At 44.5% G+C, this 23,681-nt stretch carries 21 protein-coding genes; 16 read left to right on the forward strand and 5 right to left on the reverse strand.

Translation table 11 applies throughout. The annotated features are described in order from the left end of the window. Positions 1-41 precede the first annotated feature (41 nt). From V1225_RS03210 to V1225_RS03220, 3 genes are all read right to left on the reverse strand, one after another. Complete coding sequence (locus V1225_RS03210; RefSeq protein ID WP_160201654.1) at positions 42-1,292, reverse strand: MFS transporter; 1,251 nt, start codon at positions 1,290-1,292, stop codon at positions 42-44. Positions 1,293-1,298: 6 nt separating this feature from the next. Next, a complete protein-coding gene (locus V1225_RS03215; RefSeq protein ID WP_160201655.1) occupies positions 1,299-1,958 on the reverse strand; it encodes a TetR/AcrR family transcriptional regulator in 660 nt (219 codons plus the stop codon). A 518-nt stretch (positions 1,959-2,476) separates the two neighbouring features. Then, positions 2,477-3,784, reverse strand: a complete 1,308-nt coding sequence (locus V1225_RS03220; protein WP_161908603.1) for a trypsin-like peptidase domain-containing protein — start codon at positions 3,782-3,784, stop codon at positions 2,477-2,479. Positions 3,785-3,940: 156 nt separating this feature from the next. Between V1225_RS03220 and hslO the strand changes: the two genes are divergently transcribed. The 5 genes from hslO (at position 3,941) to V1225_RS03245 (ending at position 9,552) form a co-directional block, all read left to right on the forward strand. Further along, positions 3,941-4,855 (forward strand): Hsp33 family molecular chaperone HslO, encoded by a 915-nt coding sequence (hslO, locus tag V1225_RS03225; protein WP_251614955.1) that lies wholly within the window; start codon positions 3,941-3,943, stop codon positions 4,853-4,855. 15 nt (positions 4,856-4,870) lie between these two features. Next, on the forward strand, positions 4,871-5,914 hold the full coding sequence (locus V1225_RS03230) for a D-alanine--D-alanine ligase family protein (protein ID WP_338547562.1): 1,044 nt from the start codon (positions 4,871-4,873) through the stop codon (positions 5,912-5,914). Next, complete coding sequence (locus V1225_RS03235) at positions 5,883-6,296, forward strand: DUF1934 domain-containing protein (protein ID WP_160201658.1); 414 nt, start codon at positions 5,883-5,885, stop codon at positions 6,294-6,296. The genes V1225_RS03230 and V1225_RS03235 overlap by 32 nt, the downstream gene beginning before the upstream one ends. A gap of 171 nt (positions 6,297-6,467) precedes the next feature. Beyond that, entirely contained in the window at positions 6,468-7,982 is a 1,515-nt protein-coding gene (locus V1225_RS03240; RefSeq protein ID WP_338547563.1) for a DUF1846 domain-containing protein, read from the forward strand. Position 7,983: 1 nt separating this feature from the next. Further along, complete coding sequence (locus tag V1225_RS03245; protein WP_251630808.1) at positions 7,984-9,552, forward strand: ClC family H(+)/Cl(-) exchange transporter; 1,569 nt, start codon at positions 7,984-7,986, stop codon at positions 9,550-9,552. Between the two features lie 315 nt (positions 9,553-9,867). On the opposite strand, the gene V1225_RS03250 is transcribed toward V1225_RS03245, so the two are convergent. Continuing rightward, positions 9,868-11,097: an ATP-binding protein gene (locus V1225_RS03250; protein WP_160201661.1), complete on the reverse strand. Its 1,230-nt coding sequence runs from the start codon at positions 11,095-11,097 to the stop codon at positions 9,868-9,870. Between the two features lie 231 nt (positions 11,098-11,328). Here V1225_RS03250 and V1225_RS03255 point away from each other — a divergent pair, with 231 nt between their 5' ends. From V1225_RS03255 to V1225_RS03275, 5 genes are all read left to right on the forward strand, one after another. Continuing rightward, positions 11,329-11,766, forward strand: coding sequence for a LytTR family DNA-binding domain-containing protein (locus V1225_RS03255; RefSeq protein WP_160201662.1), 438 nt, complete (start codon positions 11,329-11,331; stop codon positions 11,764-11,766). A gap of 13 nt (positions 11,767-11,779) precedes the next feature. After that, positions 11,780-12,226, forward strand: a complete 447-nt coding sequence (locus V1225_RS03260; RefSeq protein WP_160201663.1) for a hypothetical protein — start codon at positions 11,780-11,782, stop codon at positions 12,224-12,226. Further along, positions 12,210-13,124 carry an ABC transporter ATP-binding protein gene (locus V1225_RS03265; RefSeq protein WP_160201664.1) on the forward strand — a complete coding sequence of 305 codons (915 nt, stop codon included), beginning with the start codon at positions 12,210-12,212 and terminating at the stop codon, positions 13,122-13,124. The genes V1225_RS03260 and V1225_RS03265 overlap by 17 nt, the downstream gene beginning before the upstream one ends. Then, entirely contained in the window at positions 13,121-14,017 is an 897-nt protein-coding gene (locus V1225_RS03270; protein ID WP_160201665.1) for an ABC transporter permease, read from the forward strand. Before V1225_RS03265 ends, V1225_RS03270 begins: the two co-directional genes overlap by 4 nt. Before the next feature lie 129 nt (positions 14,018-14,146). Next, positions 14,147-15,373: a Fic family protein gene (locus V1225_RS03275; RefSeq protein WP_160201666.1), complete on the forward strand. Its 1,227-nt coding sequence runs from the start codon at positions 14,147-14,149 to the stop codon at positions 15,371-15,373. Between the two features lie 61 nt (positions 15,374-15,434). Here V1225_RS03275 and V1225_RS03280 read toward each other — a convergent pair whose 3' ends face one another. Next, on the reverse strand, positions 15,435-16,115 hold the full coding sequence (locus V1225_RS03280; RefSeq protein ID WP_160201667.1) for a hypothetical protein: 681 nt from the start codon (positions 16,113-16,115) through the stop codon (positions 15,435-15,437). A gap of 546 nt (positions 16,116-16,661) precedes the next feature. Between V1225_RS03280 and V1225_RS03285 the strand changes: the two genes are divergently transcribed. The 6 genes from V1225_RS03285 to V1225_RS03310 all read left to right on the forward strand — a co-directional run bounded on the left by V1225_RS03285 (position 16,662) and on the right by V1225_RS03310 (position 23,606). Next, the gene (locus tag V1225_RS03285; RefSeq protein ID WP_160201668.1) at positions 16,662-16,940 is read left to right on the forward strand and encodes a hypothetical protein; all 279 of its coding nucleotides are present in this window, start codon (positions 16,662-16,664) and stop codon (positions 16,938-16,940) included. Further along, positions 16,928-18,079, forward strand: coding sequence for a sigma 54-interacting transcriptional regulator (locus V1225_RS03290; protein ID WP_160201669.1), 1,152 nt, complete (start codon positions 16,928-16,930; stop codon positions 18,077-18,079). The genes V1225_RS03285 and V1225_RS03290 overlap by 13 nt, the downstream gene beginning before the upstream one ends. Before the next feature lie 192 nt (positions 18,080-18,271). Continuing rightward, entirely contained in the window at positions 18,272-19,252 is a 981-nt protein-coding gene (locus tag V1225_RS03295; RefSeq protein ID WP_160201670.1) for a hydroxymethylglutaryl-CoA lyase, read from the forward strand. Between the two features lie 4 nt (positions 19,253-19,256). Next, complete coding sequence (locus tag V1225_RS03300) at positions 19,257-20,522, forward strand: hydroxymethylglutaryl-CoA reductase, degradative (RefSeq protein ID WP_160201671.1); 1,266 nt, start codon at positions 19,257-19,259, stop codon at positions 20,520-20,522. 18 nt (positions 20,523-20,540) lie between these two features. Beyond that, the gene (locus tag V1225_RS03305) at positions 20,541-22,145 is read left to right on the forward strand and encodes an amidohydrolase (RefSeq protein WP_338547565.1); all 1,605 of its coding nucleotides are present in this window, start codon (positions 20,541-20,543) and stop codon (positions 22,143-22,145) included. 267 nt (positions 22,146-22,412) lie between these two features. Then, on the forward strand, positions 22,413-23,606 hold the full coding sequence (locus tag V1225_RS03310; RefSeq protein ID WP_330588318.1) for an amino acid carrier protein: 1,194 nt from the start codon (positions 22,413-22,415) through the stop codon (positions 23,604-23,606). Positions 23,607-23,681 lie beyond the last annotated feature (75 nt).

The raw sequence follows: 23,681 nt of genomic DNA on the forward strand, positions 1-23,681 counted from the left end.
TTTGCCGGTAAGTAAATCAAAACTGGCTTGCAGGCAACAGTTCAGGCGTCTTTGCTGAGCCCTTTGAAGATTTTTCTTGTAGAAATTGCAATCAGCAGAGACACCGTGGCGGCAAAGAATATGACAATGTACTCCCGACCGCTGCAGAAGTCAAAGAACAGTCCATAAAGGGAAGTGCCCAAAGGCTGTGCGCAGGTGCAGAGGGTCATAATGACAGAAAGCACTTTGCCGATTAAATGTTGTGGAGTTTCCCCTTGCACAAAGGCGAGCATCTGCACGGAAAACAGGGTCGAAAAAATCATGAGGCAGAAGAAGCAGCCAGTGATGATGAAGTAATTAATCCATGGTGAGGAGATTAGCATAAGTCCAAATGCCATAGGATAAATCATAAGGGAAGAAGCAATCAGGAAATTGCCTGCTTTGGACAGTGTAAGCTTTTTGGCAAAAAGTCCTGCGCTGATACCTCCTGCAAGTCCGCCCAGCGCAAAAGCGCCTTCTGAAAAACCGAAGAGTCTGTTTCCCAGCGCCGGTTCAAAGTCCAGCACCTCCGTAATCAGATATGGCGTGGCAACTACAATCATAGCGGACAAAAATAGGTTGATTCCGCAGATTACCAGCAGAACTTTTATAATAATCGGCTTATCCCTGCGAATGAAGTGAAAGCTTTCACCAAAGTCACATTTTACGATATGCCATATGCTGCCGCCAGCAGACTGTTTGGTATGAGGCATGTGAATAAAGATTTCCATTACTGCTGACAGGAAGAAACACGCAGTGGAAATCCAAAGCAGCGGCATTAGTCCGTAAAAGCTGTAGAGAATGCCGCCAAGTATCGGTCCGATTAGGGAAGAAAAGGAATTGATCGTGTTGATGACAGAGTTAGCCTGCACATAGTAATCCGGCTTTACCAGCGCAGGAATGCTTGCGGATACCGATGGCTGATATGCACTGGCAATGCCGTACAGCAGCATTAAAGTGACTGTAATCAGTGTGACAAAATCCACAGAACTAAGAAGCAGCGCAAATGCTGCGATAATCAATGCCGTGAAAAAGTCCAGCACTACCATAATGGTACGCTTATTGATTCTGTCAGCAATGATACCTCCAACAGGAGAAAGCAGAATGGACGGAATAAAAGCAAGAGCTGTTACTGTTCCAAACAGCGCAGAAGATCCGGTCTGATTCAGAAGGTATAAAGGTAGCGCAAATCTAATAATAGCGTTACCGAATAGTGAAATAATCTGTCCAGTTATAACCAGCGTGAAATCCCTGGTAAATAGTGTATTGCTCATGTGAATTTATCCTTTCTTGCTATCGCTATAAATTGTAGCTAGTTCATGGAGACGCTGCAGCATGTCATCGTCCAGAATATCCAGTCCGAAGCCCTGCAGCATTTGATTGAGAATCATAAATTTGTTGCATGTTTCCTCTGGGGTGTTGTTAAATATCATTGGATTCGTCCAAACGTTGGCAGCAAGAATAATCAACTCAGCAAGCTGGGCAGGATAGCTTGTCTTGATGGTGCCGTCAGAAATCCCCTGCTGGATAATGGGGAGAATGTAATCGGGTGCAACCGTGTTAATCGTATCATCGATTAGCAGAAACAGGAGTTTATGATTTTTCTTAAAATCCGGCGCAATTCTAAAAATATCGTTTTGCACCGGACGGCAGATGGACGATTTAAAAATAGTTTTCAGTTTATCTTTGCCGCTGAGATCTGTGCGGTCACGGATTTCATCCAGCATTTTGTTGGAGTCACATGTTAGGCGGTCGATCACTGCAACCAGAATATCCTCCTTTGATGCAAAGTGGTGATAGATAGCGCCCTTGCTGAGCCCTTTCAGTTCATTGATGATATCCTGAATCGAGGTGTTTTCGTATCCTCTTTCCATAAATAGCCGAGTGGATGCGTCCAGGATTTTTTGAACTGTTTCCTCAGGGTGTTTATTTCTGCTCATGATAGCAGCCTCCTTTTTGTATGGTGTACGTGTATGAAAATGAAACATACCGTTGGTATGTATATAAAGATAACATACCAACGGTATGTTTGTCAAGGGCATACAGCGAGCGTATATGCGGCGAAAAAGGAATGTTGAAAACGGAGTGGAACTTAACCTAAATGGGGATTTTTTCAAAAAAATGTATAACCTATTTGGTCTAGGTCTGCCTAAGGTCTGGTCAGCAATCTGTTTTGGCTTGCATATTGTGCAAGATGTCAGCAAAAACTCTAAAAAAATACGTAAAATGCAAGTTTTATACTTAAATTGGTCTGCCAGTCGGCTGCAGCCTGATCGCAGTCCGATGTTCGTATACATTTTTTGTCGATTTTTTGATTTTCGGTTAAGATTTAGAGAGTTGCTTATACATTTTTTTGAAAAAAACCTTATTTGGGTTAAGCTGCAGCCGCAACCATGACTGCAGCAAGAAAAGCACCGCTGACAATTTTGACAGCGGTGCATCAATATAGATGAAACGTTTATTCAGTTGCTTCTATCAGGGTAGTAGTGATTTCAACGGTCTGGTTGTCACGAATGACGGTGACCTTGATTTTATCGCCAGGCTTGTGTTTGTTCAGTGCGCTGACCAAACTTGCCTGATTTTCAATCTTGGTGTCCTCTACGTAGTAAATCATGTCGCCTGCTTTAAATCCGGCCTTCTGTGCTTCGCTGCCGGTGACTTCCTGAATGTAAACACCTGTCATGCGCAGACCATACTGCATTGCAACTTCTGCACTGGAAGCATCCAGAACGGAGATGCCGATGGCTGCACGATTGGTAACGTGACCGTTTTCGATGAGGTCTTTGGCGATTTCAGCAGCTTTTGCGATTGGGATGGCAAAGCCCAGACCTTCTACATCGGAGCCGGAAGATTTAGCTACGACAATACCGATTAAGTTGCCATACTGGTCGAAGAGTCCGCCGCCGGAGTTGCCCGGATTGATGGAAGTATCGGTCTGCAGCAGGGTCATTTCTCTGCCCTCTACGGTGATCGTTCTGTCCAGTGCACTGATGATACCGCTGGAAGCGCTTCCTCCCAGCTGACCCAGAGGATTTCCGATAGCCACAACCATATCACCTACCGACAGCTGGGAACTGTCTCCGTAAGAAGCAGCGGTCAGATTCTTTGCATTGACTTTCAACACTGCGATATCGTTCTGTGCATCGCTACCGACTACTTTTGCATCCAGTTCTGTACCGTCTTTCAATGTGACCGTAATTTTGGAAGCGCCGTCGATAACGTGGTTGCAGGTTAGGATGTAGCCTTTGGTATCTACGATGACGCCACTGCCTGCACCTTGGGTTACGTAGTTTTGCAGCCAGTTATCCATAGCGACGGATTCTGTTCTGATTTCAACTACTGCGTTTTCGTTCTGGGCAATGATTTCCTGTACGGACTTCTCACTTCCAGTAGCTTTTGCCAGCGTGTAGTTGGTTGCAGATACGGTTTTTCCGCCGCCGCTTACCAGTCCGGAGTCAGCCAGAAGTGTATAGCCGCCAATGGTCAGACCTGAGGTTGCTAGCATGCAGCAGATTAGCGTGATGACAAAAGCCCTGCGGGTAATGTATTTTGGATCCTTTTTTTTCTTTTTCGGAGGGGCAGGCGGTGTTTGTTGATAGTAAGTATACCCCGTCTGTCCCGCATACTCGCTCTGCGGCTGATCGTACAGGGGCTTCTGTACAGGTTCTGGATCAGGCGAATATTCAGTTTCAGTCTTAGGTGAACAGTCGCCTACCATGACGAAATTTGGTTCTCTATGTTCATTATTGTTATCCCAGTTATCCATTTGAATTCCTGCCTTTCTGATGTAAAAAATCTTTTTCTCTTAATATACCCAAATTATAGCTGAAAAATGTGGTTTTTTTGTGTTAAAATTGTCAAGAGTATGATAAAATATATGATTGAATGTGTGAATTAATAAACGAGAGGTTAAACATAGAATATGAGCAAAGTAATTACAGCAATCGACAAAAGCGGCTCTTACAGTGTCAGCCTGACTATCACCACCGACATGGTAGAAGAAGCCCGAAAAATCCATAATACCACGCCCCTTGCTACAGCGGCGCTGGGTAGAGTTCTTACCGGTGCGGGACTGATGAGCCTGGATCTTAAGAGCGAAGAAAATAAGCTGACTGTACAGTTTAAAGGAGACGGACCTGCCAGACAGATTTTGGCAACTGCCTATGGAGACGGCAGAGTTAAGGGGTATATCTCTAATCCCGATGTAGAGCTGCCTCTTCGCGCAGACGGACATCTGGATGTAGGCGCAAGCCTTGGTGTTGGAGATCTGACAGTGATTAAAGACTTGGGCATGAAGGAGCCATATGTAGGAACGATCGCTTTGGTTTCCGGTGAAATCGCAGATGACCTGACTGCCTACCACTATATTTCCGAACAGCAGAACGCTTCCGTAGCGCTGGGGGTTAAAATTTCCAGAGAGCGAAAGGTGCTCTGCGCTGGCGGTATGATTATCAAGATGCTGCCGGGTGCTTTGGAGGAATCGGTGACAGCGCTGGAAGACATGATTGGTAAAATGCCGCCGATGACAACCAGCATTGAGAAAGTCATGGTTCGCTCCGCCGGAAAAACCGAAGAAGGTATTGTACTTGACTTGCTGGAGGAGATTTTTAAAGATATGCCGGAAGAACTTATGCCGGACAAGACAGAAACCAGAGAAATCAGGTGGGAGTGTGACTGCAGTGAAGAAAGGCTGGAACAGATCCTTATGACCATCGGCAGAAAGGATCTGCGGGAGATTATCGATGAAGACGGGCAGGCTGAGCTTGTGTGCCAGTTCTGCGAGAAGAAATATTTCTTTGACAAAGCGCATCTTGAGCGTATTTATGAGCAAATGTAAGGTAGGGGGATTATTATGAAAAGAATAGGTGTCATCTTTGGCGGTCGTTCAGGCGAGCACGAGGTATCACTGCTGTCCGCAGCTTCAGTCATCGAAGCCATCGACAGAAATAAGTATCAGGTGGTCATGATTGGAATTACGAGAGAAGGTCAGTGGAAGCTGTACCTGGGCGAGCTTTCGGAGATTCCTTCCGGAGCATGGGAGGAAACAGCTGAGGACATTACAGTATCTCAGCTAAAGGACCTTGCAGACTTTATCTTTCCGGTGCTTCATGGACCTTACGGCGAGGACGGCACGATTCAGGGACTCTTTGAAATGCTGGATATGCCTTATGCCGGCTGCGGTGTACTGGCATCGGCGCTGTGCATGGATAAGGTTTCCGCTAAGAAAATTTTTGAAGAGGCAGGGCTTCCGACCAGCGGATACAAGCTGGTGTACAGCGAAGACCTTGCAGAACACATGGAGGAAATCATAGCGGACATTGAAGCAGAATTGCCGTATGTCATGTTTGTCAAGCCTTCCAATATGGGTTCCAGCGTGGGCATTTCCAAGGTAAGAAATGCAGATGAGCTGAGGCAGGCGCTTCTCCTTGCTGCAAAATATGACAGGCGTATTATTATTGAAGAGGGGATCGACTGCAGAGAGGTAGAAACCGGTGTTATCGGAAATCACAAGCCGCAGGTTGCCGCAGTGGGAGAAATCGTTGCAAAGCTTGATTTTTATGACTATACCGCAAAGTACACCGATGATTCGGGTACGGAGATTTCCATTCCGGCGCAGCTTCCTAAACTGACCTACGAGAAAATCCGTACTCTGGCGAAGGAAGCTTATAGGGCTTGTGACTGCAGCGGATTTTCCAGAATTGATTTCTTTGTAGATAAAAAAACTGGAGAAGTTTACATAAACGAGATTAACACGATACCCGGCTTTACCAAATACAGCATGTTTCCGAAGATGTGGGAAGAAATGGGCGTCGGATTTACAGAATTGATTGAAAGGATTGTGGAGTTTGGTTATGAGAGATATTATGCTAAAAATAACAGGCAGACAGTTCTCTGAGAATGACGAAGACCGCATGGAGTTCATTACTGAGGGGAAACTGTACGAGCGCGACGGCGCAAGATATTTGATGTATGACGAGAGCGAATTTTCCGGCTTTCCGGGCTGCAAGACGACCCTGAAGCTGACCGATGACTGCATTCGCATGCGCAGAATTGGCAGCGGCGCAGGGGCTGGCACGGAACTGGTATTTGAAAAAGGAAAGCGTTTTAGCAGCAGCTATCACACGCCCTATGGAAATTTGGAGATGGAGCTTTTGACCAATGAGGTTGAAAATAACCTGTCGGAAGATGGATTCGGAGATATCTGCATTGACTATCAGGTGAATCTTGGAGGTATTGCGGAAGGGCGCAACAAACTGAAAATCGAAGTAACTCAGTGAAACAGCAGGAAAGGGGATTTACAAGATGGATAAGAAAAGAAGACGAATCGCACAGGTGCTGGTGGTGCTCATCATCGCTGCGATGATAGTTACAACCGTGCTTTGGGCAGTGCAGTTGTCAATATAAAATTTTCATAAAGTAACACAAATAGATAAAGAACGGAGGAATTCATGTTAAAAAAAGGTTTTGATCCAGAAAAGTACATTGAAGAGCAGTCGAAGTATATTTTAGAGCGAATTAATCACGGTAATGCAGAAAGGCTTTATTTGGAGTTCGGCGGCAAGCTGGTTCACGATAAGCATGCGATGCGCGTGCTGCCGGGATTTGATGAAAATGCGAAGATTAAGCTTCTGCAGCATATGAAAGATCAGGCGGAGATTATTATCTGCATTTATGCAGGCGATATTATGACCAGCAAGACTCGTCAGGATTTCGGTATTACATATGACCTGGAGGTTCTGCGTCTCATCGACACCTTCAGAAAGTACGATCTTACCATCAACAGTGTCGTTGTAACCAGATACGAAGATGCGCCGGCTGTCAATACGTTCATTAACAAACTGGAACGCCGCAATATCAAAACCTACAAACACAGATTCACAAAAGGATATCCGACCGATGTGGACACCATCGTAAGTCCGGAGGGCTACGGTGCAAATCCATATATTGAGGTGTCTAAACCGCTGGTTGTGATTACAGGACCTGGCGGTGGCAGCGGTAAGCTGGCGACCAGTCTTTCCCAGCTTTATCACGATTTTATCAGAGGAACTAAGGCGAGATATGCTAAGTTTGAAACCTTTCCGATTTGGAATCTGCCGCTGAAGCATCCTCTAAATATTGCTTACGAGGCAGCAACAGTGGATTTAAAGGACGTTAACATGATCGACTCTTTCCATTTGGAAGCCTATGGGGAAACGGCAGTCAACTATAACCGCGATCTAGAGGTCTTTCCGGTTGTAAAGCGAATCATCGAAAAGATTACAGGCGAGGAAGCCGAGTATAAATCTCCGACCGATATGGGTGTAAATAGAATCGGTTTTGTCATCAATGATGATGAAGTCTGTCGTGAAGCCGCTTGTCAGGAGATCATCAGAAGATATCTTTTGGCAGAGGTTGATTACAAGAAAGGGATTATTTCTGAGGGCTGTCTGGAACGGGCGAAGCTTTTGATGAAAGAAGTGGGCAAAGATGTGTCCGACCGTAAGGTGGTGCAGCCTGCCAGAGATTACGCTGAGAAAAAGAGAAACTGCGACAAGCGCTACGAAAATGTGGTCGTTATGGCAATCGAGATGCCGGACGGTTCTATTGTAACAGGAAGAAGCTCCCGCCGTATGGTCGCAGCAGCGGCGGCAATCCTCAACGCTATCAAGAAATTATCCGGTCTTGCCGATGACATGCTGATTATCACACCGCAGGTGCTGGAAACCACCCAGAAGCTGAAGACAGATATTCTGGATTACGACAGGACAAGCCTGAACTGCGAAGAGGTTCTCATGGCATTGACCGTATCCGGCACACAGAATCCATTTGCATCCGTTGCAGTCAGCAAGCTGCCGCTTTTGAAAGGCTGCCGTGCCCACTGCACTGCGATTTTGAGTGACCGTGACGAGCAGACACTGCGCGCTCTGGGCATTGATGTAACCTGCGACCCGGAATACGTTACCACTAACTTATATACGAATTAAGATGAAGAACAAGACGAAAATTACGTTAGAACGATTTGAAACTTCAAAATACAGGCTCATTGTAGAGGGGATTGGGGTCGGTCTTTTGACCGGGCTATTGGTATCTTCTTTCCGCATGGGTCTTGAACAGGCAGAGTCTCTCAGAGGCTCTGTTCTTCTTGCAGTGAAAACTGGTGGGGTGAGCAGCCTTATTTGCGCATTGGCAGCGCTGATCTGCGCTTATATAGTGGTTTGGTACGCAAGCCGCAAGGTGCCTCTGTGCACAGGTTCCGGCATTCCCCAGGTCAAAGGGGAGCTGCTGGGACAGATGGAACAAAACTGGTGGCAAGTCATCTGTGCCAAGTTTATCGGCGGTGTTTGTGCCATCGGTGCAGGACTTTCTCTCGGTCGTGAAGGCCCCAGCATTCAGCTGGGGGCTATGGTTGGAAAGGGCTTTTCACGTCTGTCGGGCAGACTTCGCACCGAGGAGAAAATGCTCATGACCTGCGGCGCTGGTGCAGGTCTTGCCGGCGCTTTCGGTGCACCTCTTGCCGGCGTGGTCTTTTCTCTGGAAGAACTGCATAAAAATTTTTCCACGGAAATACTTCTGTCCACCATGGCGGCGTCCATTGCCAGCGATTTTGTTTCTTCCTATATCTTTGGGCTTAGCCCGGTATTCGGCTTGTCTGTAGAGGGAATACTGCCGCTGTCCCGGTACTGGATGATTATTCTTCTGGGGATTGCGCTGGGCGTCTTCGGCGTATTTTATAACTGGGTGACTGCAAAGGTGCAGGATGCTTATGACAGATTGCCGCGGCGCTCTATGCGCATTGCAGTGCCTTTCGTCTGCGTTATAGGACTGGCGGTATTTTTTCCTTACGCCCTTGGCAGCGGTCATGGGCTGGTAACGGAAGTTGCAGACGGCAGTTTCGGACTGTCTATGCTGGCGGTGCTTTTGATACTGAAATTCTGTTTTTCCATGATGAGCTTCGGCTCCGGCGTGCCGGGCGGTATATTTCTGCCTCTTTTGGTACTGGGCGCAATCAGTGGCGGGCTCTTTGCAGTGGGAGCCGGAAATATTTTCGGATTCGAGGATATTCACCTTGCCAATTTTGTAATCCTGGGCATGGCGGGACTGTTTTCTGCAATTGTGCGTGCGCCGGTTACCGGTATCATTCTGATTACGGAGATGTCAGGTGACTTTAAAAATTTCCTTTCTGTTGCGACAGTGGCGCTGGCTGCTTATATTGCTGCGGATTTGCTCCACGGAAAACCTATTTATGATCAGCTACTTTCCCGTATGCTGGCAAAGCGCGCATCCTATGGTACGACAGAGGAAACCCGCGGACACAAGGTGCTGATGGAAGCGCAGGTTTATATCGGCAGCCGTATGGACGGCGAAAAAATCGAAAAAATGCTGCTGCCGCCGGGCTGTCTCGTGGTTTCTGTGGAGCGTGAGAATAAGGAAATTGTGCCCAGCGGCAGCACCGTGCTGCGAGGCGGCGATAAACTGATTTTGCTGTGTTCCCAGGGAGATGTGCAGAAAGTAGAGGAGAAGCTGGATAATATTTGCAGGAAGATTAAGATGTAGTTTTGCGTACCGGTGAGGTTTTATGGAGAGAATACGCTATATCGACAACCTGAGAAGCAGCCTTATTCTGTTTTTGATTCCCTATCATGGGGTAATGGCTTGCAATTGCTGGGGTGAGGGTAACTACGTGCTGGCTTATGTATTTGCTGTAATACTGAGCAGTCACAGAGTTTGCCAATGTACAGGAAATGGAGATGTGTGTAGAATTGATTTTGCGCCTTGTGAAAAGATTTGCAGAAGAATCTTAGTGAAATTACAAAAGCCCCCTATGAGTGGCAGTGTTTGCTGCTCATAGGGGCTTTTACGTCACCGGAATTAGGATAGCAGCCAATCGATTAAATATAAGGACTTGATGCCGTCGTAAGAGTTGATATAACTTCTATCCATTGATAATACGATTTTCTCGTAGTTGTCGGGAATCATGCGCAGCGGCCGGAGTTCCCGTTCACGCGTTACCTGCGATTGCATACTTTCCGTCACCTGGATATATAATTTGTCATTCGGCTTTTCGGCGACAAAATCGACCTCTGTTTCTCCGACTTTGCCGATATATACACGGTAGTCGCGGCGAATCAGTTCCAAAAATACGATATTTTCGATAATGTGACCTCGATCCACATCTCGGTAGCCGAGTAGCATATTGCGGAATCCCATATCAATAATGTAATTCTTTTCCAATGTTTTCAGCAGTTGTTTGCCTTTTACATCATATCTTCCGACGGAGTAAAAGATGAAAGCGTTACGCAGCATGGAAATATATTTATCTACTGTTTTACCTGCAATATTTTTCTTTTTACTGTTTTGAATATCGCCCTCGTTGGATAGGATATTTCCGATATTATTGGGGGAAGTGATGCTGCCGATATTGGAACAAAGGAATAGCATAATCTTTTGAAGCATGCCATGATCTGCCTGATTATTACGCTGTAGAATATCTCGTAGTGCTACAGTGGAATAAATGCCTTCCAGCGCCTGATTGATTCTTGCTTCGTTAAATTGATATTCCCGTAGAATTGGCATGCCGCCGAACTGTAGGTATCTTTGAAACTTTTCTTCTACAGTGACCGATGGAGCAAACTCGTAAAAATTCAGAAACTCCTTAAATGACAGAGGCAGCATACGGATCTCTACATATCTACCGGAAAGCAGTGTTGAAAATTCTGTGGAAAGCAGGTAAGCATTGGAACCGGTGATATAGATATCCACATCAAAGTCGAGACGAAAAGATTCGATAGCCTTTTCCCAATGCTCCACGACTTGTAGTTCATCGAATATCAGATAAGTTTTTCCGTCTTTTGGAAGCTGCTCACTGACATAGTCGTAGAATGCCAGATAGTTAGTAAGATTACGATAGCGAAGAGACTCTAAGTTCATATGAATAATGTTTCTTTCCGAAACTCCGTTATCAGATAAATATTGATGGAACAGATCTAACAAAGATGACTTCCCACATCTGCGGATACCGGTAATGATTTTGACTAAATCTACATCTCTATGCTCAACGAGCTGATTTAAATACTCGGGACGATTGATAAGTTCGGTCATGATATACCTCCTAATTTTCTTTTCTTTATTATACTTGAAAACTCAGAAAGGTCAAGAATTTACGACTTGCAAATCTGAAACTTTACCAAAAAATATAGTTTTCGACAAAGAAGTCGAAAAGCTGTACGATTTTATGAGCGTATTACCACTTACGGCGGATTTTCTACAGCTTATTGCTGCGTTGTTTACTTCTTTTTAGGGATGTGATAGGATTGGTGCAGGAGGTGGAATGTGAGAATCAGGGTAGAACAAATAGCAAAAGGGCAGGAAGAAGAAATTATCCTCCGATGTTATGAGGTCAGCGATGATTTGCAGAGACTGGTGCATCAGATAGAAAATTTACAGTCCGGTCTTACAGCTTATCGCAATGGGGAAATTCATCGCCTTTCTTTTGATGAGGTGTACTATTTTGAAGTTGTGGACGGAAAGTCCTTTCTATATTGTAAAGACTGCGTCTTTGAAAGTAAATTAAGGCTTTATGAGTTTGAAAAGCTGAGCGCTGAAACTAAATTTTTGAGAACATCCAAATCCATGGTACTCAATGGGGATAAAATTGACTTTATTAAGCCGTCCCTTTCGGGACGGTTTGAAGTGACACTGCTGAACGGCGAAAAGGTTATCGTTTCAAGGCAGTATGTCAATGCTTTGAAAAAGAAAATGGGACTATAGGAGGACGATAGATATGAATATGCGAGAATTAGTGCGAATGATGCTGCTGCAGTTTTTCATATGTTATACATGCACCATGGCGGCGACCTTGTTTTTCTGTAGATTTGTTAATACGCCGCCGGTTATGATGCTGGAAGTTGATTATCTTTGGCATTGCGGAATTTTTTCTATTTTTGCAATTCTGCCGGGCGCTGTTTACTACAGCGGAGAAGAACTGAGCACGAAACAATGGAAGAATCGCACCATTGCACATACGATTTTGCTTTTAGCGGTTTTGATGACGGCGGGCAGAATCATTAACATGTATGAGAATTTGATTGGAGGTGTTCTCTTTTTTATCACAGTGTTAGTCATTGATGGTTTGGTACGGTGGCTGACCTATTTGGGCGATCAAAAAATTGCGGACGCAATCAATAAAGAATTAAAGGAAACGAGGGAAAGAGATGAAGCATATCATTGAGATCAAACATCTGAGCAAAAGCTTTGGTGATGTGAAGGCGGTACAGGATTTGAGCTTTCACGTGAAAGAGGGGGAGTTGTTCGCTTTTCTGGGTGTCAACGGTGCAGGCAAGAGCACGACTATTTCCATTATTTGCGGTCAGCTTTCGAAAGATGCCGGAACGGTACTTGTCGATGGCAAAAATACCGATGAAAGTATGAATGATGTAAAGCAGGAGCTGGGCGTAGTGTTTCAGAATTCGGTGCTGGATAAAGCGCTTTCTGTGCGCGACAATCTGAAAAGCCGGGCGGCGCTTTACGGTATTTGCGGAAAAGCCTTTGAGGAAAGACTCGCAGAGCTTGCAGAGCTGCTGGATTTCGGAGATCTGCTGAAGAGAACCGTGGGAAAGCTTTCAGGCGGTCAGAGACGGCGCATTGATATCGCCAGGGCGCTTTTACATAAGCCTGGCATCCTAGTGCTGGATGAGCCGACGACAGGACTTGATCCGCAGACGAGAAGACTTCTTTGGGATGTGGTGCGCGAACTTCGCCGCAAAGAGAACATGACGGTATTTCTGACAACCCACTACATGGAGGAGGCGGCAGAAGCGGATTATGTGGTGATTTTGGACAGCGGAAAAATTGCTGCGGAGGGAACGCCACTTGCACTGAAGAACGCTTATACAGGTGACTTTATTATCATGTATGGTATCTCAGAGGAGCAAGCAGCAGGTTTTGGTGTGCCGTATGAAAAAGTACCTGGTGGCTGCCGGCTGACGGTTGCGGATACAGCGGCGGCAACGAGTTTTATTGTAGCGAAGCCGAAGCTTTTTACGGATTATGAGATTACGAAGGGAAAAATGGATGATGTATTTCTTGCGGTAACGGGCAAGGCTCTACAAGGAGGGGAAGAAAAATGAAGGGATTAAATGCGCTAGTGTGGCGAAACACAAAGTTGTTTTTTAAGGATAAGGGAATGTTCTTCACATCGCTGATTACACCGCTGATTTTGCTGGTGCTATTTGTAACGTTTTTGGGCAATGTGTACCGGGATAGTCTGGATGCGACTGTTGCTGATATTCCTGGAGTTACAGAGCTGGATAGCAGTTTGGTCGAGGGATTTGTTGGCGGCTGGCTTTTTTCCTCCCTTCTAGCGGTTTGCTGTGTGACTGTGGCTTTTTGTGCTAACATGCTGATGGTACAGGATAAGGTGACGGGTGCAAGGATCGATTTGACCATGGCGCCGGTTGGTCACGGCACTCTTGCTATGGGATATTATATTTCCACGGCAATCTCTACGCTGATCATATGCGTTGTGGCGCTGGGCGCGTGCCTTGTTTATCTGAGGAGTTTGGGATGGTATTTGTCAGGGGAAGATGTGCTTTTGACTTGTCTGGATGTGGTGCTGTTGACCATGTTTGGCACGGCGCTTTCGTCAGTGATTAACCACTTTCTTTCAACGCAGGGTCAGATGTCTGCGGTCGGCACAATCGTCAGTGCAGGATACGGATTTATTTGTGGCGCCTATATGCCGGTTTCTCAGTTTTCAGAAGGCATTCAAAAATTTATTTCATTTCTGCCCGGCACTTATGGCACTGCGCTTTTGCACAGCCACCTGATGCGCGGCACTTATGAAGCCATGGAGGAGGTGCTGCCTTCTCAGGCGGTGGACGGTTTGCGCGGCGCTTTTGACAGTAATCTTGAATTTTGCGGACACGAGGTCACAGAGCCTGCGATGTATCTGGTGCTTGGCGGCGCTGTGGTGATTCTCATTGGCGTATATGTGGTGCTGGGGAGAGTGCAGAAAGCGTAAGCGAAAAGTCTAAAAAGAAGAATATGTTCCAGGAAAATCGCATATAATAAAATTAACTCTCGAAAATATTGATTTTTTGAGAGTTAGATGATAAAATATAGTGAAAACTATCTGAAAGGACGTATTTTTATGAGTTATAAACTTCTGAGTAAGGTTTATTATAAAAATAAAGATATTTTTGAGACTGAATTTGCTGCACGAAAAAATCGAGCGGATACGATTTCTCTGGGTTTTCAGATTGGTGACTATGAGGCCTTTTATGTGAATCACCCGGAATTTGCGTTGCAGATGGCACGCCTTTATAAAAAATTTGCGCAGCTTGAAAAGCTCTGCGCTGTGCTTCCTGGGGTCGCATATAAGTTTTACGAGAGAAACTGCCTGATCGATGAAATTATCATTACTAACGATATCGAAGGAATAAGAAGTACGCGCAAAGAAATTATCAGCGTCATGGAGACAGATGAGCATGCACCCAAGAAAGGACGGTTCGCCGGACTCGTTGAAAAATACATGTTCCTGGAGAATGGGAGTGCACCTTATGAAATTGCCCTGGAGACGAGTCAGGATGTTCGGAATCTGTATGACGAAATTGTTCTTGCTGAGATTGAGAAGCCAAACTGGCCGGACGGAGAGATTTTCAGAAAAGATTTGGCGGAAGTTATCTCTGGTACGCAGCAGGTAAAACACAAAGGCGTCTATCCAGAACAGAAAATCATCGAATATATAGATCAGACGCTGGCGCTTTTTAAGCGGCAGGACATTCTGAACCTTCATAAGGTTGCTATTTTGCATTACATGATTGGCTACGTGCATCCATTTTATGACGGAAACGGAAGATTGAGCAGATTCCTGAGCAGTTATCTTTTGAAAAAAGAGTTCAACACGCTGACTGCTCTTCGCCTTGCCTACACTATTAAGGAGAACAAAAGCGAGTATTATAAAGCTTTTGATATTTGTAACAATGGGCTGAACAGAGGAGAACTGACCTATTTTCTCATCTATTTTTCTGAAGTTGTAGAAAGGTCAATTGATTCGCTCATAGAGAAGCTGGAAGAGGGAAGAGATATGCTGAATGCATATAGGAAAGCGCTGAAAATAAAATATGACGGATGTAATGAAAACGAGCGCAGAAGAACCATTGATGTTTTATGGTTTTTGATACAGAATGCAATCTTTTCCAACGAGCCTTTAGGTAAAAGCCAGCTTGCCGGACTTTTGCGGGTTGGGGTATCTGCTGCGCACTCATATGTTATGGATTTGATCAACTCTGGTGTACCTATCGCTATCGAAAAAGAGGGACGCAAGCTGGTTTATAAATTAGAACCTGCGTCACTTTTAGAATTTCTGCGCAGCTAAAGTAATAGAAAGGGACTGACTCATCTTGAGCCGGTCCCTTTTAATGTTGTCATTCATATGTTTATGCGGCGAGTTCGCCTTCATTTTCGAAGAAGTAAACAGTAACGATTTTCTTATAAAGACGTTCGTGCTTTTCAAAGTAGAGTTCGATTTCTGTTTCCTCTCCGGAATAATAATCCTCTGGCGCAAGCAGACAGGTTACGGTGATCGGATACCAGCCTGTGTCATTGGCATCCTCAATTTCTAGTTCGATATAGTAATCGTCATAAGCTAAGGTTAAATCGTCCTCAGTATTAATTCCTTTGACATAAATCTTAAAGGACGGATTTTCCGGCGTCAGGTTAAAGTATTCTTTCGATACCCGGATTTCTCCAGCGAAACTGATTTTGCCGGACTTAGGGATGCTCATTTTGCTGTTATATTTGGAAGACTTACCGAGTGCTTTAACCTTATAGTAGTAGGTCTTGTTATTATCAACGGTTTTGTCGTTGTAGTAGGTTCTGGTAGTAGTAGCGATTTTTTTATAAGTGCCGCTCTTGGACGTGGCGCGGTAAACATTGTATTTGACTGCCTTGGTGCGTTTGCTCCATGAAACTTTCAGGTAATTGTCGTCTATGTTCTTTACGGTGACGGTAGGCTTGGTGATTGGAGTCTGCTTGGACGTGGCGGCAAAGGACAGTGATGTGGTTGCCATCATAACGATTAAAAGCAGTCCAATTAAACGAAATACTTTCTTTTTCATTGCAATCTTGTCCTTTCTTTAATTTTACATGATTTTCTAAATTTTACCATAGACAGGGCGGTTTGTCCAGTAGGAGAAGATAAAAACGGTTAGAAATTTTATGGAAATATGAAATAGTTATCGTTGAAAAATAATGGGTCAAATTGGTTTTTATAAAAAAATGTAAAATTTTTTTGAGAAAATATAACCAAAACTACTGGAAACTTCGTCAAGATGTGCTAATCGTATGATTGTAATTTAAAAGGCAAAATCGTTGTGAGGCGATGCTGGCAAGCATTGGTATTATACGTGCTTTGTAGAAATGCGGCGATTTATTACAAGCAATGCTTATTTATTTGAGGAAATTAGCAACGTGGAGCTACAGCAAAATGTTTTGATATCAATTTTATTCAGGACGAAGGCATTATTAGAGATATTTTACAGCGCCTGAATTTAGAGATGGAAGAATAAGTATCCAGCAAAATTCCTTATTGGAAATAGGCTTCTACTCATGGTATACTAATATCAACGTTAGGTACGTAAATCGCTGAAAAAGAAGATTTCTTCATGGGCGGACTTATTAACAAACTGAATCAAATTATGCAGATTGATAACACCAAATATGATGGTATTCTAATTGTCAATAAGAATGGGATTGTGGAATACAGCACATGGTTTGGAAGAATGTCTAATTCTGTCATTCCGGAGTGGGAGAGGTCGATTATAGGCGAACACCTGACGGATTTTTATGAAGAATTATCTGAAGAGACAAGCACTGTATTGCAGACTCTTAAGACGGGAAAAATGTCCATAGACGAGCCTCAGGTCTTAACGTGGAAGCATTGATGGTACTTCGAGGCAGTACCTATCCGATTGTGGAAAATGGCTTGATTGTAGGCGCTGCTAATGTGGCGCAGCTTCTCTATTTGCAGAATTTAAAGACTTCGGAGTATATTAAGCAGAAGCTGTATGTAACAGACGATATTATTACGCAGAATAAAAAAATGGAAGAAATCAAGGCGTTGATTTTAGAAGTCAGCAACAGCGATTCTCCGGTGATGATTTACGGGGAAACAGGCACCGGGAAAGAGATGATTGCTGAATCAATCCATTCAGAGGGAAAGAGAAGAGCCAAGAATTTCATTGCACAAAACTGTGCAGCGATTCCCCCACATCTTTTGGAAAGTATGTTTTTCGGAACGGAAAAGGGCGGCTTTACCGGGGCAGAGTCCAGAGAAGGGCTTTTTGAAATGGCAAGCGGCGGCACACTGTTTCTTGATGAAATCAATTCCCTCGACTTAGGGATGCAGGCAAAACTTTTGAAAGCAATTGAAGAACAAAAAGTGAGACGAATCGGGGGCAGCAAAGATATTCCGTTTAATGTGAGGCTGATTTGTGCTACCAACGAGCCTTTGGAAAAACTTTTGAGAGAAAAGCGGATTCGTGAGGACTTGTATTATCGCATTTGCGTTCTCCAGATTGAAATTCCGCCTTTGCGACAGCGACCAGAGGATATTCTTCTTTTGGCGGAGCATTTTATCGCTTATTATAATGAAAAGATGAATCGGAGCATTAAGGGTATCAGTTCTTTAACTGAGCAGGTTTTTGTTCAATGGGATTGGCCGGGTAATGTGCGGGAACTGAAAAACATCATCGAAAGCGCATTTAATCTTGAGAAGAAGGCGCAAATTAGTTTGGAAAGTGTAAATCCTTTGTTTCGAAGAATGCAGCTTGTAAAAACAATCAGTGATGAACAGAAGGTAAAAATACCGGAGCATAAACCTGCACCGCTGGGAATTCAAAAAATAGAGCCGGGCAGTCAGCACAGCTTAGAGGATATGCTTAAAGCCTATGAGAAAGAAATTATAGAGATGATAATGGAGCAGGAAGAAAAACTGAGTGATGTGGCAGCACGCCTTGATATCTCGCCGCAAAAGCTGCAGTATCGCTTAAAAAAGCTGGGCATATCCCATAAAAAATTTTGAATTTATAAAAATATTTTTATAAATAAATATTTTTTTACAGATATTCCAGGATGGAACCAAGCTGCAATAAATATGTAAAATCAATGAAACGCTTGAAATTCAAGCGTTTTTTGTTGTGCTTTTTTTAGAATTCTCGGTTGGCATACCCTTTGCGATAGGTAATCGTAAAAAGGAATTGAAGGAGATGAAAGTGTGAAGAAGAATTTACCAAAACAGATTGATGTAATTGATGTAACTCTTCGAGACGGATTTCAGCATGAAGAGCTGTTTGTGCCAACTGAGGCGAAGCTTTGGATTGCGGAAAGACTGATGAATGCCGGCTTTAAGCGGATTGAAATCGGCACGTTCAGTCATATCAAGTACGTGCCCCAATTCAAAGACATTTTAGAAGTTCTGAAATGTCTTCCTCACCGTGAGGATGTGGAGTACACGGTTCTTGCGCTGAATACAAAGGCTTGCGAGCGAGTTGCGCAGGCTCTTGAAGAAGGTGTTCAGATAGATAGAGTTCTCTGCGGACAGCTGGCGACCAGCGAGGCTTATGCCAGAAAGAATATGAACAGAACCCATGAAGAGCTTTTCCTTGAGGCGGAGAAGAACGTAAAATTTCTCCATTCCCTGGGAATTAAAAAAGTCTTTGCGAATATCGGAACCATTTTCGGCTGTCCGATTCAGGGAGAAGTCCCTATAGAAAGGGCATATGAATTTGTAGACAGAGCCTTTGATATCGGATTTGACGAGATTGAACACTCCGATCCTGACGGCATTGCAGATCCGGAGAGGGTTTATAACTACTTTTCACATGTGATGAAAGCCTATCCGGATACGTCCATGCATTCTTTCCATGTGCACGATGTGAGAGGAATGGGAATGGCGTCCTACTATGCGGCGATGGAAGCAGGCGTTGAAACCTTTGACTGCACCCTGGGCGGAATCGGCGGTCAGGTAGCAAATATTGTAGACCGTGTGCCGGTGAAAGGGATTGGCTCATATTACTTTGATACAAAGCGTACAGGCCTTGTGGAAACATGCGACTTCGTATCTATGTTAAATACAATGGGTATTGAAACAGGGATTGATGAAAAGAAGTGTTACCAAATTGAGCAGATGGTGGAAAGAATTCTGGGAAGAACCCTGGACTCCTTTACCGCCTCAATGAAAGAGTTAGGAGAGTAAAGAAATGAAAACAAGCAGTTATTCAGGATTTTTCAAATTATCCGTAGAAGAAAGAATGAAAGAAGTTGCGGAGTTCGCAGCGCTTTCCGCCAAGGAGCAGGAGATTCTTAAGAATGCAGACGCTTTAGATATGGATAAAGCAGATCATATGGTGGAAAATGTAATCGGAAAATTTGCTTTGCCTATGGGCGTTGGAATCAACTTTGTCATCAACGGTAAGGATGTGGTGATTCCTATGGTTACAGAAGAGCCCTCTGTTATTGCAGCCTGCAGTAATGCCGCAAAAATGGCAAGAGGCGCAGGCGGCTTTGTTGCAAGCACTTCTGGAAATATTATGATTGCGCAGATTCAAATCCTTGACGTGGCGACGCCTTTTGCTGCAAAGAGCGCTATTTTGGAAAACAAGGAAGAGATTATCAAAATCTGTAATGAAAAGGATCCGGTTTTAGTTAAGTTCGGCGGCGGCGCAAAGGATGTAGAGGTTAGAGTCATCGACTCAATCGTAGGACCGATGGTCATTGTACACCTTTTAGTTGACACTTTAGATGCAATGGGTGCAAATGCCGTAAATACCATGGCTGAAGCGGTATCTCCATATATTGAAAAATTAACAGGCGGCGTTGCAGAACTGCGAATTTTATCCAACCTGGCTGACCACAGAATCGTCAGATCCAGAGCAGTATGGAAGAAAGAAGCTATCGGCGGTGAGGAAGTTGCAGATAAGATTATCAACGCATATGCCTTTGCCGCGGCAGACCCATATAGAGCGGCTACCCACAACAAAGGCATCATGAACGGCATTATTCCGGTAGTAATGGCAACAGGAAACGATACTAGAGCCATCGAATCAGGTGCCCATTCCTATGCAGCAAGAAATGGAAAATACACTTCTTTGACCACATGGGAGAAAAATGAAAACGGTGATTTGGTTGGTTGTATTGAAATGCCAATGGCAGTAGGTCTTGTAGGCGGAGCGACAAAGATTCACCCTGCGGCACAGACAGCTGTAAAAATCTTGGGCGTTAAGACAGCGGCAGAGCTGGGACAGATTATCGCCTCAGCAGGTCTTGCAAATAATCTGGCTGCGATGAAGGCTCTGGCAACAGAAGGTATTCAGAGAGGCCATATGTCTCTGCACGCTAGAAATCTGGCAAATACAGTAGGCGCAAAGGGCGAGATCTTAGAGAAGATCGTAGCGAAAATGGTGACGGAGAAAAACGTCAGATTAGAGTACGCACAGGAATTATTTGACCGCTATCAAAAGGCATAATAAAAAGGAGCGAACAAAGTGAGTAATCAAGTTTTCATAAACGGTAAGGTATTTACCGCAGATACAAAGGAGCCTTTTGAAGAATGCTTTGTGGTAGAGGACGGCGTTATTTCATGGATTGGAAAACAGGAGGACTTGCCGGAAACAGGATATCCCGTTACGGATTTAGGCGGGAAGCGGGTGATACCGGGCCTAGTGGACAGCCATATGCACCCCGTCATTTTGGCGGACTGTGCCGCTAAAATTTCCTGTCTGCCTCCAAAGGTACATTCTATAGAAGAGCTTACGGAGGTTATCAGAGAGAAAAGCAGCGATAGCAAACCAAATCAATGGATTCAGGGCTGGGGCTATGACGAAGAAAAATTTGCAGAGCACCGCAGCCCAAACAGATGGGATTTGGACAAAGCGACGACAGAATATCCTGTGGAGCTGCTTCGTTCCTGCTCCCATATTCGCAGTGTGAACAGTAAAGCGCTGGAACTTGCCGGAATTACAAAGGATACACCTGACCCGCCGGGCGGGGAAATCGACAGAGATGAAAACGGCGAGCCTACAGGCATTTTAAAAGAAAATGCAAGACATCTGGTTGGGGAGATTTTGCCGGAAAAATCCAAAGAGCAGGTCATCGAAAGTCTTGTTTCTTTGGGAGAACTACTGCTTTCACAGGGCATTGTAGCTGTGACGGATATGGGAAATCTGGACTCTGTGGACTATTTTGAGTACTATGAGGAAGCCGCAAAGAGAGGCTTTAAGCAAGATGTAGCCATGTATTATATTTGGGATTTAATTCGTAAAAATCCTGAGTTTAAATGGAGCGAGGAAATTGCAGAGCCAAAGCGGCAAATCCGCAAAGCCGGAATCAAATTGATCGGTGATGGAAGCGTAGGCGGCAGGACTGCCTGGATGGATGGACCTTATTTGGGCAGCGATACGGAGTACGGCATTTCAGTCTGCAGCGATGAGGAAGTAGAAAGTGCGATAGCCTTTTGTAAGAAGAATCATTGCCAGCTTTCGGTACACACGATGGGAAAACGTGCCATCGACCGTATGACTGAAATTGCATGCAGAGAGGGTCAGTGGCTTTCAGATAAGCCGTCTATAAGGCTGGAACATATCACTGATCCGTCAGAGCAGGCCATCGACAGGGCGGCGAGGGAAAACATCGCATTTTCCACCCAAAGTATTTTCATGTATGCGGAGATTGAAAGCTATCGGAACAATCTGGGAATGGAGTGGATAAAGGAAACTTATCCGATTAAGCATTTGCTTGCCCGTGGGGTTAAAGTAGCCTTGTCCACAGACGCACCGGCCACATCCTGGGCAGAACCGTCAAATCCGTTTCCAAACATAAAATGTGCAGTAACAAGAACTGCCTATGACGGAACGGACTGCGGCAGAGAAAACTGCATAGATGTAGAAACTGCTCTTCGCATGTATACCAAAGAGGGTGCGGAGATTGCAGGTTTTAGAAATCTGGGACAGCTGACCGCCGGCTATCGTGCCAGCTTTGCAGTTATATCTGAGGATATTTTTACAATAGATCCACAACGCATCGATGAAATCGTTGTAGAAAAAACCTATTTAGACGGTGATTGTGTATATGATAAAATGAAAAAACAATAGATATAAGGATCGAGATTTAAATTTACAGGATATATTTTTTGATACATAGAAAGGATTTACTATGCAAGGTATTATAAATTTTTGTGTCGCATGTGCGAACTGGTTTTGGGGGCTCCCCATTTTGATTTTAATCGTTGGCGGTGGACTGTATATGAGTTTTCGCTTAGGTTTTCCTCAGATTACAAAACTCCGTTACATCTGTTCACAGACTTTTGGAAAGATGTTTGCCAAAGGGGAAGATGATAAAATTTCTTCTTTTGCAGCAGCATGCTCTGCTTTGCTTTGGCTTCCTCCATCGGAGCCTCCAACATTGTAGGTGTGCCGGTAGCCATCGCTTTAGGCGGTCCCGGAGCGATTTTCTGGATGTGGATTATTGCGATTGTAGGCGGCTGTACAAAGTATGTTGAAATTGCGCTTTGTATGAAGTACAGGACTAAAAACGAAAAAGGTGAATGGGTCGGCGGCGCTTTCAGCTATGTAAAGGAGTTATGCGGAGGGAAAAAGGCAGGACATGCAATCGCTATTTTCTGTGCATTTTTCACCATGATTGCAGGTATTCCGTCTGTAGCGTCTCAGACTTTGTCTGCCAGTGCGCAGGTTTCTGTTTTTGGTATTAACGGAACAGTATTCGGTATTATCGTTGCAGTAATTGTTGCAGTTATTGTTTTCGGCGGAATTAAAAGAATTGCCAAGGTTATGGAAAAAGCAGTGCCGATTATGGCAGCGTTGTACCTGTTAGGTGTAATTATCATTCTGGTACTTAATGCTGGTGAAATTCTTCCATCACTGGGAAGCATCTTTGTGTATGCTTTTGCACCGCATGCGGCCGTTGGCGGCTTTGCAGGATCCACTGTAGCGCTGGCGCTGCGTTGGGGTTCTGCAAGGGGTGTGTACTCCAATGAAGCGGGATTTGGTTCAGCTCCGTCAGCTCATGCGGCTGCAGATGTTGATCACCCGATTAGACAGGCAATGTGGGGTGTTTTTGAAGTAGGCGTAGATACGATTTTAGTTTGTACGGCTACAGCGCTTGCAGTGCTGACTACAGGCGTTTGGAAGATGCCCGGTATTGATGCCGGCGCTTTAGGACAGGCGGCATTTCACACTGTCTTTGGTGTGGCTGGAGATTACTTTGTAGCGATTTGCGTGTTACTGTTTGTAATTACGACGATTACTGTGGTTATTTTCTACGATGAAAGACAGGCAGAGTTCCTGTTTAAAACACCAAAAGCCGGTGTTGCATGGAGATTTATTGCAATTGCAACGATGATTATTGTAACCTTCGGTATGGAATTGACCGTGGTATATCAGCTCAATGACTTCTTTAATGCGTTGTTTATCATACCGAATATGGTTGCTGTTATCTGGCTGGTGCCGCAGGTTGTTAAGCTGCAGGATGAATTCTTCCATACACCGGGCAAATACTATCTTGCCGACATGGAAGAAAAGAGAGCGAAGAAATAGAAAGTATGTTGTTAAACAAAAAATATATTCTGTAAAGTAATGAATCTTATTTTGGGTAGGTACCGGAAAATCGAA

It is taken from the genome of Emergencia sp. JLR.KK010 (assembly GCF_037018265.1).
Taxonomy (GTDB): domain Bacteria; phylum Bacillota; class Clostridia; order Peptostreptococcales; family Anaerovoracaceae; genus Senimuribacter; species Senimuribacter intestinalis.

Excerpts from the sequence above, each read along its gene's own strand:
- V1225_RS03300 (WP_160201671.1), top strand. The coding sequence starts at position 19,257 with ATGAAAACAAGCAGTTATTCAGGATTTTTCAAATTATCCGTAGAAGAA.
- V1225_RS03260 (WP_160201663.1), top strand. The coding sequence starts at position 11,780 with ATGAATATGCGAGAATTAGTGCGAATGATGCTGCTGCAGTTTTTCATA.
- V1225_RS03215 (WP_160201655.1), bottom strand. The coding sequence starts at position 1,958 with ATGAGCAGAAATAAACACCCTGAGGAAACAGTTCAAAAAATCCTGGAC.
- V1225_RS03220 (WP_161908603.1), bottom strand. The coding sequence starts at position 3,784 with ATGGATAACTGGGATAACAATAATGAACATAGAGAACCAAATTTCGTC.
- V1225_RS03250 (WP_160201661.1), bottom strand. The coding sequence starts at position 11,097 with ATGACCGAACTTATCAATCGTCCCGAGTATTTAAATCAGCTCGTTGAG.
- V1225_RS03230 (WP_338547562.1), top strand. The coding sequence starts at position 4,871 with ATGAAAAGAATAGGTGTCATCTTTGGCGGTCGTTCAGGCGAGCACGAG.
- V1225_RS03285 (WP_160201668.1), top strand. The coding sequence starts at position 16,662 with ATGGGCGGACTTATTAACAAACTGAATCAAATTATGCAGATTGATAAC.
- V1225_RS03210 (WP_160201654.1), bottom strand. The coding sequence starts at position 1,292 with ATGAGCAATACACTATTTACCAGGGATTTCACGCTGGTTATAACTGGA.
- V1225_RS03235 (WP_160201658.1), top strand. The coding sequence starts at position 5,883 with ATGCTAAAAATAACAGGCAGACAGTTCTCTGAGAATGACGAAGACCGC.
- V1225_RS03310 (WP_330588318.1), top strand. The coding sequence starts at position 22,413 with ATGCTCTGCTTTGCTTTGGCTTCCTCCATCGGAGCCTCCAACATTGTA.
- V1225_RS03240 (WP_338547563.1), top strand. The coding sequence starts at position 6,468 with ATGTTAAAAAAAGGTTTTGATCCAGAAAAGTACATTGAAGAGCAGTCG.
- V1225_RS03245 (WP_251630808.1), top strand. The coding sequence starts at position 7,984 with ATGAAGAACAAGACGAAAATTACGTTAGAACGATTTGAAACTTCAAAA.
- V1225_RS03265 (WP_160201664.1), top strand. The coding sequence starts at position 12,210 with ATGAAGCATATCATTGAGATCAAACATCTGAGCAAAAGCTTTGGTGAT.
- V1225_RS03275 (WP_160201666.1), top strand. The coding sequence starts at position 14,147 with ATGAGTTATAAACTTCTGAGTAAGGTTTATTATAAAAATAAAGATATT.
- hslO (WP_251614955.1), top strand. The coding sequence starts at position 3,941 with ATGAGCAAAGTAATTACAGCAATCGACAAAAGCGGCTCTTACAGTGTC.
- V1225_RS03270 (WP_160201665.1), top strand. The coding sequence starts at position 13,121 with ATGAAGGGATTAAATGCGCTAGTGTGGCGAAACACAAAGTTGTTTTTT.
- V1225_RS03280 (WP_160201667.1), bottom strand. The coding sequence starts at position 16,115 with ATGAAAAAGAAAGTATTTCGTTTAATTGGACTGCTTTTAATCGTTATG.